The organism is Psychrobacter sp. Arc29 (assembly GCF_041431175.1).
Classification (GTDB): Bacteria; Pseudomonadota; Gammaproteobacteria; order Pseudomonadales; family Moraxellaceae; genus Psychrobacter.
Window position 1 is genome coordinate 120,503 of sequence record NZ_JASMRR010000003.1, and the last position, 17,153, is coordinate 137,655.

16 protein-coding genes are annotated in these 17,153 nt (G+C 42.9%); 15 read left to right on the forward strand and 1 reads right to left on the reverse strand.

The genetic code is table 11. From position 1 onward, the window contains the following. Positions 1–182: 182 nt before the first annotated feature. From QO189_RS05575 to QO189_RS05640, 14 genes are all read left to right on the forward strand, one after another. The gene (locus QO189_RS05575; RefSeq protein ID WP_371531886.1) at positions 183–1,547 is read left to right on the forward strand and encodes an MFS transporter; all 1,365 of its coding nucleotides are present in this window, start codon (positions 183–185) and stop codon (positions 1,545–1,547) included. A 129-nt stretch (positions 1,548–1,676) separates the two neighbouring features. Then, on the forward strand, positions 1,677–2,234 hold the full coding sequence (locus tag QO189_RS05580; protein WP_371531887.1) for a DUF3833 domain-containing protein: 558 nt from the start codon (positions 1,677–1,679) through the stop codon (positions 2,232–2,234). Between the two features lie 245 nt (positions 2,235–2,479). After that, positions 2,480–3,088, forward strand: coding sequence for a single-stranded DNA-binding protein (gene ssb, locus QO189_RS05585; protein ID WP_371531888.1), 609 nt, complete (start codon positions 2,480–2,482; stop codon positions 3,086–3,088). A 601-nt stretch (positions 3,089–3,689) separates the two neighbouring features. Next, positions 3,690–4,364: a hypothetical protein gene (locus tag QO189_RS05590; protein WP_371531889.1), complete on the forward strand. Its 675-nt coding sequence runs from the start codon at positions 3,690–3,692 to the stop codon at positions 4,362–4,364. Positions 4,365–4,440: 76 nt separating this feature from the next. After that, positions 4,441–4,968: a BLUF domain-containing protein gene (locus QO189_RS05595; RefSeq protein WP_371531890.1), complete on the forward strand. Its 528-nt coding sequence runs from the start codon at positions 4,441–4,443 to the stop codon at positions 4,966–4,968. Positions 4,969–5,024: 56 nt separating this feature from the next. After that, the gene (locus QO189_RS05600) at positions 5,025–5,462 is read left to right on the forward strand and encodes a BLUF domain-containing protein (RefSeq protein ID WP_371531891.1); all 438 of its coding nucleotides are present in this window, start codon (positions 5,025–5,027) and stop codon (positions 5,460–5,462) included. A 455-nt stretch (positions 5,463–5,917) separates the two neighbouring features. Next, a complete protein-coding gene (locus QO189_RS05605) occupies positions 5,918–6,241 on the forward strand; it encodes an H-NS family nucleoid-associated regulatory protein (protein ID WP_371531892.1) in 324 nt (107 codons plus the stop codon). A 242-nt stretch (positions 6,242–6,483) separates the two neighbouring features. Next, a complete protein-coding gene (gspN, locus tag QO189_RS05610) occupies positions 6,484–7,320 on the forward strand; it encodes a type II secretion system protein N (RefSeq protein ID WP_371531893.1) in 837 nt (278 codons plus the stop codon). Further along, positions 7,321–8,217 (forward strand): type II secretion system protein N, encoded by an 897-nt coding sequence (locus QO189_RS05615; RefSeq protein ID WP_371531894.1) that lies wholly within the window; start codon positions 7,321–7,323, stop codon positions 8,215–8,217. A 78-nt stretch (positions 8,218–8,295) separates the two neighbouring features. Continuing rightward, complete coding sequence (gene gspD, locus QO189_RS05620) at positions 8,296–10,548, forward strand: type II secretion system secretin GspD (RefSeq protein WP_371531895.1); 2,253 nt, start codon at positions 8,296–8,298, stop codon at positions 10,546–10,548. A gap of 225 nt (positions 10,549–10,773) precedes the next feature. Beyond that, positions 10,774–10,938 carry a hypothetical protein gene (locus QO189_RS05625; protein ID WP_371531896.1) on the forward strand — a complete coding sequence of 55 codons (165 nt, stop codon included), beginning with the start codon at positions 10,774–10,776 and terminating at the stop codon, positions 10,936–10,938. A 172-nt stretch (positions 10,939–11,110) separates the two neighbouring features. Beyond that, positions 11,111–12,049, forward strand: coding sequence for a TatD family hydrolase (locus tag QO189_RS05630; RefSeq protein WP_371532049.1), 939 nt, complete (start codon positions 11,111–11,113; stop codon positions 12,047–12,049). A 69-nt stretch (positions 12,050–12,118) separates the two neighbouring features. Further along, positions 12,119–13,000 carry a ThiF family adenylyltransferase gene (locus tag QO189_RS05635; protein WP_371531897.1) on the forward strand — a complete coding sequence of 294 codons (882 nt, stop codon included), beginning with the start codon at positions 12,119–12,121 and terminating at the stop codon, positions 12,998–13,000. Positions 13,001–13,021: 21 nt separating this feature from the next. Next, positions 13,022–14,797, forward strand: coding sequence for an ATP-binding protein (locus tag QO189_RS05640; RefSeq protein ID WP_371531898.1), 1,776 nt, complete (start codon positions 13,022–13,024; stop codon positions 14,795–14,797). Positions 14,798–15,015: 218 nt separating this feature from the next. Here QO189_RS05640 and efp read toward each other — a convergent pair whose 3' ends face one another. Beyond that, complete coding sequence (gene efp, locus QO189_RS05645) at positions 15,016–15,588, reverse strand: elongation factor P (protein WP_201602581.1); 573 nt, start codon at positions 15,586–15,588, stop codon at positions 15,016–15,018. A 162-nt stretch (positions 15,589–15,750) separates the two neighbouring features. Here efp and epmB point away from each other — a divergent pair, with 162 nt between their 5' ends. Continuing rightward, positions 15,751–16,758 carry an EF-P beta-lysylation protein EpmB gene (gene epmB, locus QO189_RS05650; RefSeq protein WP_371531899.1) on the forward strand — a complete coding sequence of 336 codons (1,008 nt, stop codon included), beginning with the start codon at positions 15,751–15,753 and terminating at the stop codon, positions 16,756–16,758. Positions 16,759–17,153: the final 395 nt, after the last annotated feature.

A 17,153-nucleotide genomic window follows, 5' to 3' on the forward strand; every position in this document is an offset into this window, starting at 1 on the left:
GGTTGATGCGCTACGGGCGGCTGCGTCAGGAAGACAAAAGTATCGGCAACCAAACGGCGAATGTCTTATACTAGGGGGCTTGATTTATAGGCCAGCGCCTTGATAAACCAGTAGTGATAAATCATGGTGCAGTACAAGTACCAGCAGTGAAAAAACAGCAATGATCAATCAGTGAGGCAAGTATGAATAGCGTAGAGAAACGGGCAATCCTCGGAGTCGGTGGCATCTTTGCCTTGCGTATGATTGGCTTGTTTATGATTGTGCCGGTGTTTTCGGTTTACGGTGACAATTATGCACACGCGACGCCGTTTTTGATTGGTCTGGCAGTTGGTATTTATGGACTAGGACAAGCGATCTTTCAGATACCGATGAGCCTTGCCGCTGATAAATTCCCACGTAAACCGATTATATTTTTGGGATTGATACTGTTTGCAGTCGGCGGCATGATTGCGGCAAATGCGACGGATATCTATGAAGTGATCATTGGTCGAGCGCTGGCAGGCAGTGGCGCGGTCTCTGCCGTATTGATGGCATTATTGGCTGATGTGACGCGTGAAGAGATGCGTACCAAAGCAATGGCGACAATGGGTCTGACCATTGGAACGTCCATTATGCTTGCTTTTGCTTTTGGCCCTTTATTAGTCGGTACGCTTGGTATCTCGGGATTGTTTTGGCTGACGGCAGGTTTTGCTGTTTTAGCCATGCTGCTATTGCTGATGGTTCCCACACCTTTACGTGTGCTCAAGCACAATCTGGACAACAAGTCGATTCGCGAGCAGTTAGCGACCGTCCTGAAGGTAGGGGATTTGAACCGCTTACACATTGGTGTCTTTGCACTACATCTAACGATGACTGCCATATTCGTCATATTACCGCACCAGCTCAAGGACGTCATGGGTTTGTCGGTGAGTCAGCAGGGCATGGTTTATTTGCCGCTCTTGTTTGTTGGTTTCGCAGTCGCGATTCCCTTTATCATCATTGCCGAAAAGAAACGTAAAATGCGCCAAGTGTTTTTGAGCGCCATTGCGGTAATGACCGCAGCCTTGGCATTTCTTGCCTTTGGTAGTCAGGTTGGTGTTGGTATTATTTTTGGATTGCTACTGTATTTTATGGGCTTTAATTTGCTTGAGGCGACAATTCCATCTTGGATATCCAAGCGTGCACCAGTCGCCAATAAAGCGACCGCGATGGGATTAAACTCATCGAGTCAGTTCTTTGGGGCGTTCGTTGGTGGCGCGATGGGTGGTCTATTATTAAACCAGTCTAATTTGCTGGCATGGGGGCTATTGGCACTTGTCATGGGCATCGCATTGCTGCTAATTATACCCATTGCCCAGCCGCCTTATTTATCAAGCACGACAGTGACCATTCCCAAAAACATCAATATCCAAGATTGGTCACGGCAGATGCTAGCAGTCGATGGCGTGGATGAGCTGGTCGTGATGGAAAAAGAGCAGGTCGCTTATCTCAAGTTAGATAAGACCCAAATAACAGATGAGTCACGACAGGCGCTATCGCATTTAGCGCAAAGTCCGCTAGATATTTAGTACGCGATATAAGTAATATTTTCAGATGAATAAAAATAAATAGGCAGAACTGAGTAGACAATAATCCCGTAGACCGCCACTATTAATTAGTGACCGCAAAATATTTATCTCAATTTAAAAGGAATTAATATGAGTAAGTTTAATAAGTTAGCAATAGGTTTTGGACTGTCAGCCACGCTACTGACCTCTGGCTGTGCCACGCAAAATATTCAGACCTATCAGAACACCACACCGACGCTTGATATGCATGAGTTTTTCTCAGGTCAAATTGAGGGTTGGGGTATGTTTCAAGGGCGTAACGGTGAGGTCAAAAAACGTTTTTATGTCGATATCGATGCGACTCACGAAGGCGATGACGTCATTGTTTTAAACGAGAAGTTTTCTTGGGCAGATGGCTCAAAATCGCAGCGTATATGGCGACTGACTGAGCAAAGCGATGGACGTTGGATTGGCACAGCAGGCGACGTCGTTGGCGAGGCAACAGGCGATGTGGTAGGCAATACCCTGCATTGGGATTATGTATTAAACCTGCCAGTTGAGGACAAAACCTACAAAGTGAATTTTGACGATTGGATGTATCTTATCAATGACGATGTCATGCTCAATCGTTCAGTCATGACAAAGTTTGGCGTCGAGTTAGGTAGCGTGACATTAAGCATGCATCGCAAAAATACTGATACTCAGTAACAGATAGAGCGTGAGGAACGACTTAAAAAGAATAAGCGGACGGTGTTCATGCCTATTTTAAAATGGCAAAATAGTGGCGTGTTTGTTGGTTTAATTTTTATCTTGCATACCTAAGCGACATAGATTGACGTTTATCATAGCTAGACTGTAGATATTCGAACAAAAATTGGTTAAAGTAAAATCATATCATTGGTAGGACGTGTAGGTTCTATCGAATAATTATTCATCAGTAAAAGGACGGTATCATGCGCGGAGTTAATAAAGTTATCATTATCGGTAACCTTGGAGCAGATCCTGAGGCACGCCAGTTCAATAATGGCGGTAGCGTGACCAATATCTCGGTCGCGACATCTGAGCAGTGGACGGACAAACAAAGCGGTGAAAAAAGAGAAGCGACAGAGTGGCATCGTATCTCATTGTTTAATCGTTTAGGCGAAATTGCCGCGCAGTATTTGCGTAAAGGCAGCAAAGTCTATATCGAAGGCAGCTTGCGTACGCGTAAATATCAAGATCAAAGCGGCCAAGACCGTTATATCACTGAGATTCGCGCTGAGCAAATGCAGATGCTTGATGGTATCAGTGGCGGTCAAAGCGATAACGGCGGCGGGTTTGGTGGCCAGAACGCAAACAGTTACGGCAACCAGGGCAACCAAAATAATTTCGGTCAGCAAGCAGGTAATCAGCCAGCACAGCAAGGCGGCTACAATAACCAACCGAGTGGTGGTCAGAACAGCTTTAATAACCAAAATGCACCTGCGCCGCAAAACCAGTTCAATCAACCTGCGCAAAAACCTGCGCAATCTAAGCCTACGGCGATGCCAGATGGCCCTGTAGACGATGATATTCCGTTCTGATGAATACATAAGATAATAAGATGTTTTATTTAAAAAGCCTCGCTATTAGCGGGGTTTTTTAATGCCTATCAATAAATATTTAATAAAGAAAGTACGCACTTAAGATTGTATTAAATAAGCATCAAATATAAATGTACGTACTATCCATTGCTAGTATTATTAAAAAACAAAACTTATGTTTATATAATAGTCTTATTATTTTATCTTTAGATGGTATAAAACTATTATTAAATCGTTTATTCAAGATATATGGCTACGGCTATTTTTTTATAAAGTTAGTCTTATAAAAACGATCTTCATCATTGTTTTCATTATCAAATTTTATATTGAAATTTATAAAAACTACCTTTTATACCTTATATAAACCGTTTGTGCTATCCAATTCATTTAGTGCTAACAGTCTATTAATGACATTGATATACTCTATTTAATTAAATAGTGTAGCTGACTTTAAGCGCCAAGGTTGCATCTAAAGAATCAGTTAACAATGAATTCAAATCTATCAGAGTTTGGCCATTCATGGCTGAAAAGAACAAAAATTATCTGGGTCGGCGTCTTATCAGTAAGGTGCCTATCTTGCTGTCAATACTGAGTATAAAGAATGAACTACGGTGACGTGTTTCGAAAAAGCGATTTAGGTAGAGCAGAAATAAAGTCTCAAAGTCTCGGTATATTGCCGCGAGAAGCGAGAACATTGCTGATTATGATTGATGGCAAGCGCACGTATCAAAACTACCTTTATACGCTTGATAATAGCAAAATGTTTGCTGATTTTGGCGGTGTCGGGCCTTTATTTGAATTGCTTGTAGAGCTTGAGTGTATTGAACTGATTGGTGCCGCTAACTCTAGTTCGCAAACTCAAACAGCGCCTCAGGTATCTACTGTAACCGAAGCATCTACTATTCCTCAAGTGCCAGTCGCTGAGCAACCTCAATCTACAGACAACTCATTTGATGTCAGTACTGAGATAGAGTTCGATCGTACTTTTAATAGCAAACCGCCAAGCAAAATTGCAGAGGCTAGCAAAAAGTCTATCGGCAGTATGTTTAAGTCAAAAGTTACTGGTGCCAACTATGGAACCATTAAATCTGACTTGGCGACCTATATTGAAAAAAACGCACCACCTGCAGAAGCTTGGGGCTATTTATTGAGTTTAGAGCAGTGTGAGGATAGCGCACAATTGTTGCTGCTGGCACAAGAAGTACAAAAGAGCAGCAACGCGAATCTAGCACGTGGTATGAGTGAATTTATCAAAAAAATTCAACAGTCACGTTAGTACGGCTATTGATGAGTGATTAGCAATACCTGCACCGCCTTTTTTTATAAATCTAGCAAATTAATTGGAAAAAATTATGGAATCAGTCGATCTTTCAGAGTCAAATAGTCTAAAAATGCGGCAGGGTGAGCATATCATTCTACGTTTGACTTATATCAGTCGTTATAACAACGACAACCTCAACGGTGAGGTAACTCGTATCCTTGAGCAAGCTCAGCAAAATAACGAGCGCAATGGCATCACTGGTGCCTTGGTGTTTAACCATAACTACTTTTTGCAAAGTATTGAAGGGGCAAGGCCGGTTATTAATGGCCTGCTTAGAAAGCTTGTGCAAGATGAGCGTCATCATTCTCTACAGGTGATAGAGTGCCGTGAAGTTGAGCAGCGCCATTGGAGTAAATGGTCAATGAAGTACTTGATTCCAAGTGAGGAGAACAAAGGACTGGCGTTAAAATTCTCGACAGGAAGTGAGTTCAATCCTTACTTAATGAGTACCAACCAAATCACGATGTTGATTGATACATTATCTGAGCTGCAAGAGCAACAAGCAAAGAGTGACGTGCAGACCATTCAGAAGAAGAAACCTTGGTACGATTTTAGCTAGTCTATCGATTCTGATAATCAGACCTGCACCCATGACACTTGTATGAGAGAAAAGCTATGAACTCAGTAACGACAGATGCACACATTTTAGTCAGCATGACCTATGCCAGTCGTGCAAACCCAAATGTATCAGCGACCGATTTCAATGAAATACTACAGCAAGCTCAGACAAATAATGCTGCTAATGGTATCACCGGAATGCTCACGTTTAATAAAGATTATTTCTTGCAGACGATAGAAGGCCCAAGAGCGCAAATTAATCGATTGCTACACAGTCTCATCGTTGATAAGCGTCATCATGATCTACAGATTATTGACACACGTGAGCTAAAGCATAGAGAATGGTCAAACTGGTCGATGAACTATGCGTCTCCGACCGAAGAAAACGCCGCAATCTATTTGAAATACTCTACGACTATTGGTTTTAATCCTTATCTGCTAAATGCTGAATCTGCCTATGGGTTGATGAATGAGCTAAATGCACAAAAAGGCTAAATAAAAGTCGTTAGGGTTTAGACAAGTATTCGTTCGAAAGTTCATAAGCTCTTGCTACAACGCTTAATTATTAGGCACTAATAAATCTGATTTATTAATATAGTGTATTAATGAATATTATTTTATTAAAAAACGAAAAAGTACTAATATTCAAGGAATACCGCATTTAAGAAACGCTATATAAAATAGAAATTTGTTGAGTTAAGTTTCAATAAGTAATTATTGTCGATAGATATTTGCTATATAAGGTATAATGAATACTTGTGGTTACCAGCAATATTTTCATTATTCATGTTTATTAAAATAATTATGAATAATCTTTGATTAATTAAAAATCAAATGAACCCTTAAGAACTATTAATTTTTTAATAATGAATGAGTCATCATTCAGGTATCTCAATAGGTACAATGTCTCTATTGAGGTGATATTTTTTTATCCGACAGTTGGACTTACTATGAGTAAAAATAGCGCAATCGATTTAGATAACTTAAACGTAGATGAACTACGTGCCATCACCGAAAATGCACAGCAGCTTATTGCCAAAAAACAGCATCAGCGTTTGTATGATGCTTATATGCAGTTTGAGCAAATTGCAGAAGACAGCAATGCTACGATTGAAGAGATCTTAAAAGCTGGTGAAAAACTAGAGAAAAAACGCAGTATTAAGTACCGCAATACTGATAATAAGGAAGAAACTTGGACGGGTCGTGGACGTAAACCAACGTGGTTGGTTGAAGCCTTAGCAGCAGGACGTGATCTTGAGGATTTTGCTATCTAATTAGGCTATCCAATTAGATAGTTTCGAGTCATGACATAGTACGAGACGGAGCTTATCAGTCTTATGGATAATGGTTTATTTACAATCATTTAGTCATAAACGCTGAAGCTTCGCAAAATAAAAAAGTCAGTATCTCTATTGCCAATATTTTGGTAAAAAGATACTGGCTTTTTTTCTGTCATCTATAGGTCATTGTTTGTTATGATAATGACGTTTTTGTCTTATATAAGAGTTGTGCAACCGTGGCCCAAGTATCTGAGTTGTCTCATAAGCGTCCCCGCAAGCTTTGGTGGCTGATCGGATTCGTATTGTTTGCCTTATTTGCTGTATTGCAAATGCCAGCGGCATGGCTACTCCAAAAATATGCACCCAATACGCCTTATGTGCAGCATGTGTCTGGCAATGTATGGCAGGGCTCTGCCATTTGGCAAATTCCTCTATCATCGACACCGCTCACAGGTATGGCCGAATGGTCATGGCAGCCATGGCAACTGCTCACAGGAAAGCTTGGTGCCGATGTGAATATCAACTCAGATCAAACGAGGTTAAACGGACAGGTAAAACTGGGTTTAAACTCATGGCAAGTCGATGATATGAGCGGAAAAATTGCTCCTGAGACTTTGGCAAGTGTGGTTGATTGGCAACTGCCTAATACGCCCATTCAAGTCAATGGCGTTTCGTTAAAGCGTCAGTCTAGCGACAATGCATCATCGGAATCAGCTGAGAATGAGTCTGCTAAAAATGCGGCGGGATTTAGTGAAGCGGATGGTCAGTTGACCTGGGTTGGCGGTGAAGTCGGCTATCCCAGTGGTGGTAAGGTTTTTTATATTACTATGCCTGCATTGCGAGCTGAGCTGAGTGCTGAGCAAAAGAACAATAAAAACCTGCTGCATATCAACCTATTAAATAATCAAGATAAACGCTTGGGCGATCTGTATATAGACGGGGACAACATGCTAGATGTTAGTCTGACTCAGCGTCTATTAGAAAACATGCCTGAATACAAAGGGCAAGCACCGCAGGATACACCAGTCGTTAGTGTGCGCCAGCCACTGCTCACTGGTTTGGGGGCGCCATAAATGTCAAATATTGCTGCCAGCCTAAAGCCTGTCGTGAATACTCTCAATCGTTTTTCAGGGTGGTTGTTGCTACTGGCAATTGCTTGGCTGTGTTGGACAGCGGCGCGTCTGTTATGGTTACTATTAGCAGCGCCCTTAGCACCAGCATTGCCGCTAGCCCCTTTGCAAAACAATACAAAGTCTGCCAATGACTATAGTGGTTTGTTTGCGATATTTGCTGATCCTGACCCTATTGCAGCGGCAGTCCAGCCACCACCTAATATTGAGCTTAAAGGCGTACTACTCGCCATACCGGAGAGCATGTCTTCAGCGTTGCTTGACATAAATGGTGAGGTGAAAAACTACCGAATTGGTGACGGACTAAAAGACAGCGACTATATTCTGGTTGCTGTTGACTGGAATTCGGTTATTATCGCGGATGCCAATGATAAAGAAACAGTGATTAGCATGCCAGATGCTATGCCGCTAGATCAAAGTGACATGCTGGCAGGCGGCGTCAGTAATCAGCGCTTACCGGACAATAATATGTTACCGACTGCGCCTCAGACACTACAAGATACGCCGCCTGAACCGACAGAGACGAATGGTGAAAGCAGTCCGCAAACGGCGATTGAAGAGGCGGTAACCGCGCTGCAAGAAAATCCTGCCAGTTATTTGAGTAGAATGGGGGTGATGGCCTCAGGTGAGAGCTATCAAGTCACCGCAGCGATGCCATCAAAATTACGCAATCGACTAGGGCTAGAGCCAGGCGACAAAGTGTTGACAGTAAACGGACAAAACGTGGGCAATAATCCTGCTCAAGATGCTGGCGTATTACAGCAAGTACAGCAAGCAGGCGAAGCACAAATCGAGGTTCAACGTGGTGAGCAAGTTATTACTATCCGTCAACAGTTCTAATAAGACGGACTTTTAGCAAAGATTGCTCGTTAAAAACTCAGTACATATGACGCAATATCACTGTAGGTAATTATCAATATGGTAAGTTTTCATCAATTTTCAGCCACACCTTTACACCGTATCCTGCCGCGTTTGATGCGCCTGTGTCGTCCTCTTTGCCTAGCGGTACCCTTATGGGCTGCTAGCATGGGCCTAGCGAATGCTGAGAGCTGGAAGGTAAACTTGCAAGACGCTGATATTAAAGCCTTTATTAATGAGGTAGCAACCATCACTGACCAAAACTTTGTCCTTGACCCTCGTATCAACGGCAATGTGACGGTCATCTCGAACAAAGCTTTGTCCCGTGATGAGATTTATCAGCTGTTCTTAAGTGTCATGCAGGTCAATGGGATTGCAGCGATAGAATCAGGTACGACGATTAAACTGGTGCCAGATAATGTCGCCAAGCAGTCTGGTGTCGCCGTTGACTTGCGCGGCAATAGTGTCGGTGAGTCGCTCGCAACCCGAGTGATTTATTTGACGAATACTCAAGCGGCAGAAGTGCTGGGTGTCATAAGACCTTTGATGCCGCAGTCTGCACATGCCGCCGCTGTACCTGGTGTAAACGCGCTGGTACTATCAGATCGTGCGGATAGCCTAAACCAACTCACCGCACTTATCCGTGATTTGGACAGCAACGTCAATGACAGTCTGCAAGTGATACCACTACGCCACGTCGATGCCGAACGTATGATGGAGTTAATCAGTGCCTTGGTGGCAAGCGCTGGTAGCGGACAAGCACAAGGTGGTAATAATCAACTCAAAGTGATCGCTGATTCATCAAGTGACAGGTTGCTGGTCAAAGGCAGCCCTGAGATGATTGCCAAAGTTCAGGAGATGGTTAATCAACTAGATACCGCACCGACAAGACGATTAAGTGGGTTACGTGTCTTTCGCCTAAAGTATGCCAGTGCTAGCCATATTGCCGATATGCTACGAGGTCTTTTGGCCAATCAATCGATTAATAGCGCTGGTGCCACCTCAACGTTAGAGTCCGCTTCTTTAAATGATGCCAGCACAGGTGCTACCATTAACAGTGCGGCGAGTGAGAGTATTGGCAGTAGCAGTAGTACATCAGTTGTGCCTGCTAGCAATACAGCTGGAAGCGGTACAGGCGTCGGTGGCAGACCTTTTAGTATCATTGCTGACGAAACACAAAATGCCGTCATCGTCAATGCTGCGCCTGAGCTCATGTTTGAGATTGAAGATGCGGTCAACCAATTGGACAGTCGCCGCGCACAAGTCTTAATTCAAGCCGCTATCGTCGAAGTTTCAGGTGATGATGCGACCCAGCTAGGGGTTCAGTGGGCGCTGGGTAATGCCAATAGTGGTTATGGTGTCGTCAACTTCAATAATGTTGGAGCTAGCGCGACAACCTTAGCAGGTGCTGCATTGGCAGGTAGCGGTGTCGCGGGTGCAACAGCGCTTAGTCAGGCTGCCAGCTCTATCGTTGGTGCATTGGTTGGGATTGGCGATAGCCGAAAAGACAGTCAGGGTAATACGGAATTTTATGGCGCTATCTTGCAGGCGCTTGATAAATCTACCAGTGCCAATCTGTTGTCCATGCCGTCTATTTTGACATTGGATAATGAGAAAGCCAGTATCTTAGTTGGTCAAAACGTACCTTTTGTGACGGGTTCCTTTACCACCAGTGGCAACAACTCAAACAACCCTTTCCAGACTATCGATAGGCAAGATATTGGTATCAATCTGAACGTCATTCCTCATATTGGTGATAATGGCACGGTACGCTTGGAAGTCTCACAAGAAGTTTCTAGCATTGCACCGACTAGTAGCGGTGTAAACGGCTTGATCACTAACAAAAGTCTTATTAATACAACGATTTTAGCAGACGATCAGCAAACCATCGCTTTAGGTGGCTTGATGCGTGACAACAGCACGACCAGTCAACAAAAAGTCCCAGGGCTTGGTAATGTGCCCTTCATTGGCAGATTATTCCGTTCTGATAACGACAATACCCAAAAGAGCAACTTGATCATATTTTTGCAGCCAACGATCTTGCGTGATGGCGGTGCGGTAGCGAGTGTGACCGAGCGTAAATTCAATCAAATGCGTGTACTGCAATTGGTTATTGATAAAAACGGCACCATCAAACAACTGCCTCTAAGCGGTACGGAAGGTTGGGATGGCAATGTCGATGCAGATTACGAATTAATGCCGCTTAACCCACTCATTCCTAAGCGTGATCAAACCCCGCGATCAACCTCTCAAGGTTTCACCAAGGTAGATAGTCCTAACAGTGGTATGACGACGTATCCTCTCAATCGTTAAAGCAGTTGTTAATCACCACTTTAAACAACCGATATCTTCAATCAGCGCAAGCCAATGTACGATGTAATAAACAAAAGTTACATCGTACATTGGCTTGCGTATTCGTAACACAGATAAACATAGCCATAGCCATATTTTTCGTATACTAAACATTAGTAGGATAATGTTATATATCTGCTTTTTACGTTCTAAGGTTTATGGTTAAATGATAAGTAGAGATCAACAATGGCAAACCATGAAAAGTTAAAAAAATGGCTGGTCTTGAGTGCGGTTGCTACGGCATTATTGGTCATCCCTCGGCGTAGTAGCCGAAAAGCTGATGAGATGACTGACGTTAATATAGCAAATTTGAAAAATAAGCGCAGTCATTACGGTGATAAGGACGCTTAATAAGGAGTCGTAACGCTTTATATTGAACGCGGCATAGATTGAATAAGCTGTTACTACAGCCATTTGTATAATATGATGATTGACAAAGTATTTTGCTAAAGACGTTAATTTTTGGAGTGTATCAGTGTCTGTTCTTGAATCATCGGCTAAGGCAAAACAAGTATCAACCAGTATGTATCCCCTTATCGATACACACACGCATTTCGACGCGCCAGTATTTGATAATGATCGAGAGCAGCAGGTTCAAAGCGCTTACCGTCAAGGTATACGGCATCTCGTACTGGTTGGTTATCTGTATCAGCATTTTGAGCGTATGTATGACATTAAGCAGTTGATCGATAAGTTATCAAAGCGCTTTGGCATAGATACCGATGAACACAACAAGTATGATTTCTGTACGCATATTGCGCTAGGCTTACATCCTTTTTATATTGAGCAGCATACTGATGCACATCTAATAGAATTGGCACAAATGGTTGCTGCCTGTCGACCATTAGCCATCGGTGAAATCGGCTTGGATACCTTTACTGATGCAATGAAAGAGCCTGACGTATTTGATAAACAAAAGCGGTTCTTTGAGGCGCAGCTAGATATCGCTGTGACCCATCAGTTGCCCGTGATGCTTCATATTCGTAAGGCGCATGCCGAAGCGCTCGCCATATTAAAAGCGCACAAATACGATACTCACACATTAGGCGGTATTGCGCATAGTTTTAGTGGCGGTGAACAAGAGGCCAAAGCTTTTGTAAAACTAGGATTTAAGCTGGGCGTTACAGGTCAGGCGACCAATCCGAACGCCAAAAAACTGCGCCGTGCTATTCAGGCTGCTGTGGATACATATGGTATTGAGTGCTTGGTGATTGAGACAGACTGTCCGGACATGACACCGATTATGTGTCAAAATTCAAATAGTCAGCATTCAGCCGTTGGACAAAGTCCAGACAATGAATGGGAGGCTGCCCACACGCATGATAGGAATGTTCCTGCTAATCTGCCTTGGGTGTTGTCGAGTTTAAGTGAATTATTGGGTGTCTCACAGGATAAACTTGCTAAACAGTTATGGAAAAATAGCTGCGATGCCCTAAAAGTAAACTGGGCCTACCCAACATAATTATTAAACTTATAATCAAACGATGAAGCAAGCACAGTCAAAATATTTAAAAAGAGTATTTAAAAAGCTATGAATGAAACCAGACAAATTGAGCGCCCAGTCGTAGAGCCAGTCACTGCCGAATATGATAATGTACAAGCTGGCGTGGATGAAAAGGATGAGCAGTATGACCGCCGCTTTCAAGGGACGCGCACGCTTTATGGTACATCAGCTGTCGATACGTTTGCAGCGTCGCATGTCTATATCATTGGGGTAGGTGGTGTTGGTTCTTGGGCAGCAGAAGCGTTGGCGCGAACGGCAGTAGGAACCATTACTTTAATTGATTTGGATGTGTTGGTTGCTTCTAATGTCAATCGGCAGCTACCAGCGTTAGACAGTACTTTTGGCCAAAGTAAAATCACAGCAATGGCGGTACGTATTCAAGAGATCAATCCTCAAGTCACCTTAAATCTCGTTGATGATTTCTTGACAGTTGAAAACGTCGCAGCGCTACTACCTAGTCGCCATGAAGCGAAAGCAGCCGCTGATCAAGGTGAACCTACTGTGATTTTAGATTGCGTGGATGATATGAATGCCAAGCTGGCGATTGCCTTGCATTGCCGTTTTAATAAATTGAAGCTGGTCTGTGCAGGCGGTGCAGGTGGTAAGATAGATCCAAGTCAAATAAGAGTGAGCGACTTGCGCGACAGCTATCAAGATCCATTACTTGCTAAATTGCGTAACAAGCTGCGCCACGAAAAAGGCATCAACAGCGCGCTAAAAGAGAAGTTCGGTATCAAATGTGTCTATTCTACCGAGCCACCGCATGTGGATAAGAGCTGCCAAGCAGGCGGGCTACAATGTGGTGGTTATGGGTCGGCAGTGGTCGTCACATCGGTGGTCGCAATGATTATGGTGAATGAAGCGTTACAATTATTGATAAAGCAGACGAGTCACCAATCGAGCGTCTGATATTATTTAATGGAGTCTATCTTGTCTATATCTAACTCACCTAAAAGCAGCTACCCAGTAGCGGTAGATGAAGTAGAGCGTGTCAACAAGTTGAAAAAATATCAGGTACTCAATGAAGACGAGGAGCCTGCATTTGATCGACTCGTTGCACTCGTAAAGCTGTTTTTTGATGTGCCGGTGGTAACGATCACTTTTATGGATGAGGAGACGCAATATTTAAAACCAGCCTGCAAATTTGACAGTATGCCTGAAAGTGTCAGTATGGCACCACGTGAGACGGCCTTTTGTAATTATACAATATTGTCCAATGAGATGTTGATAGTAGAAGATACATTAGAGGATAGTCGTTTTAGCCAAAACCCAATGGTTGTCAATGCGCCCTATCTACGATTCTATGTTGGCGCCCCGATTATTTTATACGAAGACAATAAAACTTATCGTTTAGGCACTTTATGTCTCATGGATACCAAGCCCAACCATAGCTTTAGTGACCAACAAAAAGAGATATTGGCACAGTTTGCGATGATGGCAGCAGATGCATTGAAGCTACAGGATAAAGAACGCGATGCCAAACATGCCAATGAGATGAAATCGAACTTTTTGGCCAATATGAGTCACGAAATACGGACACCAATGAACGGTATCATTGGTATGGTGGAGATGCTAGGTGACACTGAGCTTAGTGCTGAACAGCGAGAGTATGTAGATAATATCAAAGTCTCTAATGAGCATTTGATGGTGATTATTAATGGGATTTTGGACTTATCGAAAGTTGAGTCTGGAAAAATGTATATTGACTCTATTCCACTCAATTTATCTACATTATGTAATGAGGTGGTCAGCCTATTTTCTATCAAGGCACGTCAGCGAGGATTGACGCTAGATTATCACTATACCGAGTCGTTATCACCTTATGTGAAAGGGGATCCAGTACGCCTTAAACAAATCATCGCAAATCTTGTCAATAACGCGATTAAGTTTACCCGTGAAGGCGGGAGAGTGAGTATTGATGTCAAGCATATGAATAATTGCTATCGCGAAAATATTGACAAAAATAGCATGAGGCAGGAGACGTTAGAACGTAAGGCGGATAAAAATATGACTTTATGTATCGAGGTCACAGATACAGGTGTCGGTATAAAAGCTGAGTCATTAGAGGCAATATTTGATGCTTATGATCAAGCCAATAAATTCACGCATCGCCTCTATGGTGGTACAGGTCTTGGGCTATCGGTCTGCAAATCTCTTGTCGATCTGATGGGTGGGTATATTTGTGTCGATAGTACCGTAGGCGTTGGTACTACATTTCGAGTGTTATTGCCGCTACCGACTATTGATGAAGAGAAATACGAAACATGGCAAGACTCCCATGATCTCACAATGGCAGAGCCTAGTCACGAGCGTGCAGGTCATATATTATTGGTAGAAGATGATACCGTTAATGCCATTATTGCCAGAAAGGCACTGACCAATAGCGGTCATACCGTCACTCATGTGACTGATGGCCAGCAAGCGATTGAAGCTTTTGCTTTATTTCCCAAACGTTATGATGTCATCTTGATGGATCATCACATGCCGATTTTGGATGGTGTACAGGCTACTATTAAGCTGCATGAGCTTTATGACCCTCAAGACCTACCACCTATTATCGCTTTGACTGCCAATGCCATGGATGGAGAGCGCGAAAAGTACTTAAAAGTTGGTATGCAAGATTATTGCACCAAACCTTTTAAACAGGAGCAGCTAAATGCTTTGGTACAATATTGGTTGATACAAAAACAATTAGAAGAAGAGTAGGTCACAGGTCATTATCATGATAATTGCCATGACAATGACTATTAAATATTAGGCGCGACTAACTAAATACTAAGAGCTACTAAACGTTAAAGGCGACTATGCGACAATAAATACAGCCGCTGTAAATACAAAAAAGCTTAACCGTTTATATAGCGGTTAAGCTTTTTTATTAGTGATCAGCACAACAATCTCAGCGATCAATCACGCTTATTGCGCTATTAGTTTACACGAGTTTGGTAGTCACCCGTACGCGTATCAACACGGACGATTTCACCTTGCTGTACAAATAGCGGTACACGTACCACGGCACCAGTTTCTAGCTTAGCCGGTTTACCACCGCCGCCTGAGGTGTCACCGCGTACACCAGGATCGGTTTCTGTGATTTGTAACTCAACGAAATTAGGCGGCGTTACTGATAAAGGCGCGCCATTAAATAAGGTAATGATACACAGTGCATTACTGTTCTCTTTTAACCATTTAGGTGCATCGCCTATGGCGTTTTTGTCAGCTTGGATCTGTTCAAAGCTTTCAGGGTGCATAAAATGCCAAAACTCGCCATCGTTGTATAGATAGTTCATTTCGGTATCCATCACATCAGCCGCTTCTAAGCTGTCGCCTGATTTGAATGTTTGCTCCAATACTTTACCACTACGAAGATTACGCAGCTTAACGCGGTTAAAGGCTTGACCTTTACCAGGCTTAACAAACTCGTTTTCAAGAATAGCACAAGGGTTGCCATCAAGCATGACTTTTAGACCAGCTTTAAATTCATTAGTAGAAAAACTTGCCACAAGAGACTCCTAGGGGTTGTAGATATGGTAGTAGATAGATATGAGGCTGACTGTACCAAAAGTTGCTGCCAAGCCAAGTACTTACGTATTAGCGGTATACTTTGATAGGGTAGACACTAAGGGCGTATAATATCCGATTTTGGGCACAGGTAGTAGGCTGTCATGATAAACCATTTAATCACACAAAAAAACTGGCAAACGCAATTATCGGAAGCCATTACCTCTGTTGATGAGCTGCTCAGTCTCCTAAAACTTGAATCATTGCGCGCAGACGTCTATGTGCCGAAGCATTTTGAGCTGCGTGTGCCGCGTGGCTTTGTAGCAAAAATGACCGTCGGCGACCGTGATGATCCATTATTAAGACAAGTACTGCCAGACCAACAAGAGCAAATCAACGTAACGGGCTACGTGTCGGACCCTTTAAGCGAAAACAGCCAAAACCCTGTCAAAGGTATGCTCCATAAGTACCAATCAAGAGTACTACTGACGATCACTGGGGCGTGCGCGATTCATTGTCGCTACTGTTTCCGTCAGCATTTTGACTATAGCGCCAATATGCCAACTGCTAATGCAAAAGAAAATATCATCAACTATATCAGCGCGCATCCTGAAATCAATGAAGTGATTTTGAGCGGCGGTGATCCCTTAAATGTGACCAATAGACGGTTATTCGCATGGTTAGATACTCTGGAGTCTATTCCGCAGCTGACGACGATTCGACTACATACTCGTCTACCGCTGGTTATTCCAGCCCGATTGGATGACGCGCTATTAGACAGACTGTCTCACAGTCGCTGCCGTATCGTGATGGTCATTCATTGTAATCATGCCAACGAAATTGATGATCTGACAGCAGAATACCTGCAACGTGCTCGCGCAGCTGGCGTGACGCTGCTAAATCAAGCAGTATTATTAAAAGGTATTAACGATAATATCGATGATCAGACAGAATTAAGCCAGCGTTTGTTTGCTTGTGGTGTACTACCGTATTATCTACATGTTTTAGACAAAGTGGCTGGTGCCGCGCATTTTGATAGCGACGAGCGGTCGTCAATTGAGCTCTACTGGTCGTTATTGGCAGCATTACCGGGATATCTGGTACCTAAGTTGGTCAGAGAACTGCCGAATAAACCATTTAAGGTGCCGATTGACATTTACAATCACGATTAATATAGGCAATATAGGGTTTCGCAAAAATTACTAAACAAAGGATGGTTTTTTATCAAAACGATTGGCCAATTGCTAATGGTTTTAATAATAGAGCGTTTAGGGTCGTTGTGCTCATCTATGGATGGTATCGCGAGAATATTGTCGCATAGAGTGCGAATATAGCTACTGAATGGCATATGTCATTTGATTTTACGACTTTGGCTGCTTTAATTCATATACTGTTATATAGCATTTAAAAATACACTATCTGGAAGTACAGCGGCTAAGCATTGATGGTACCGCTTCCTTAAAAAGAACGGCAGCATGCATTCTTTTTATCTAATATTGCTCGACTTTGTGTGGTTGCATATTTGCCTCTTGCAAACTTACTCAAAGTGATTAACAGTGAGTAGGAA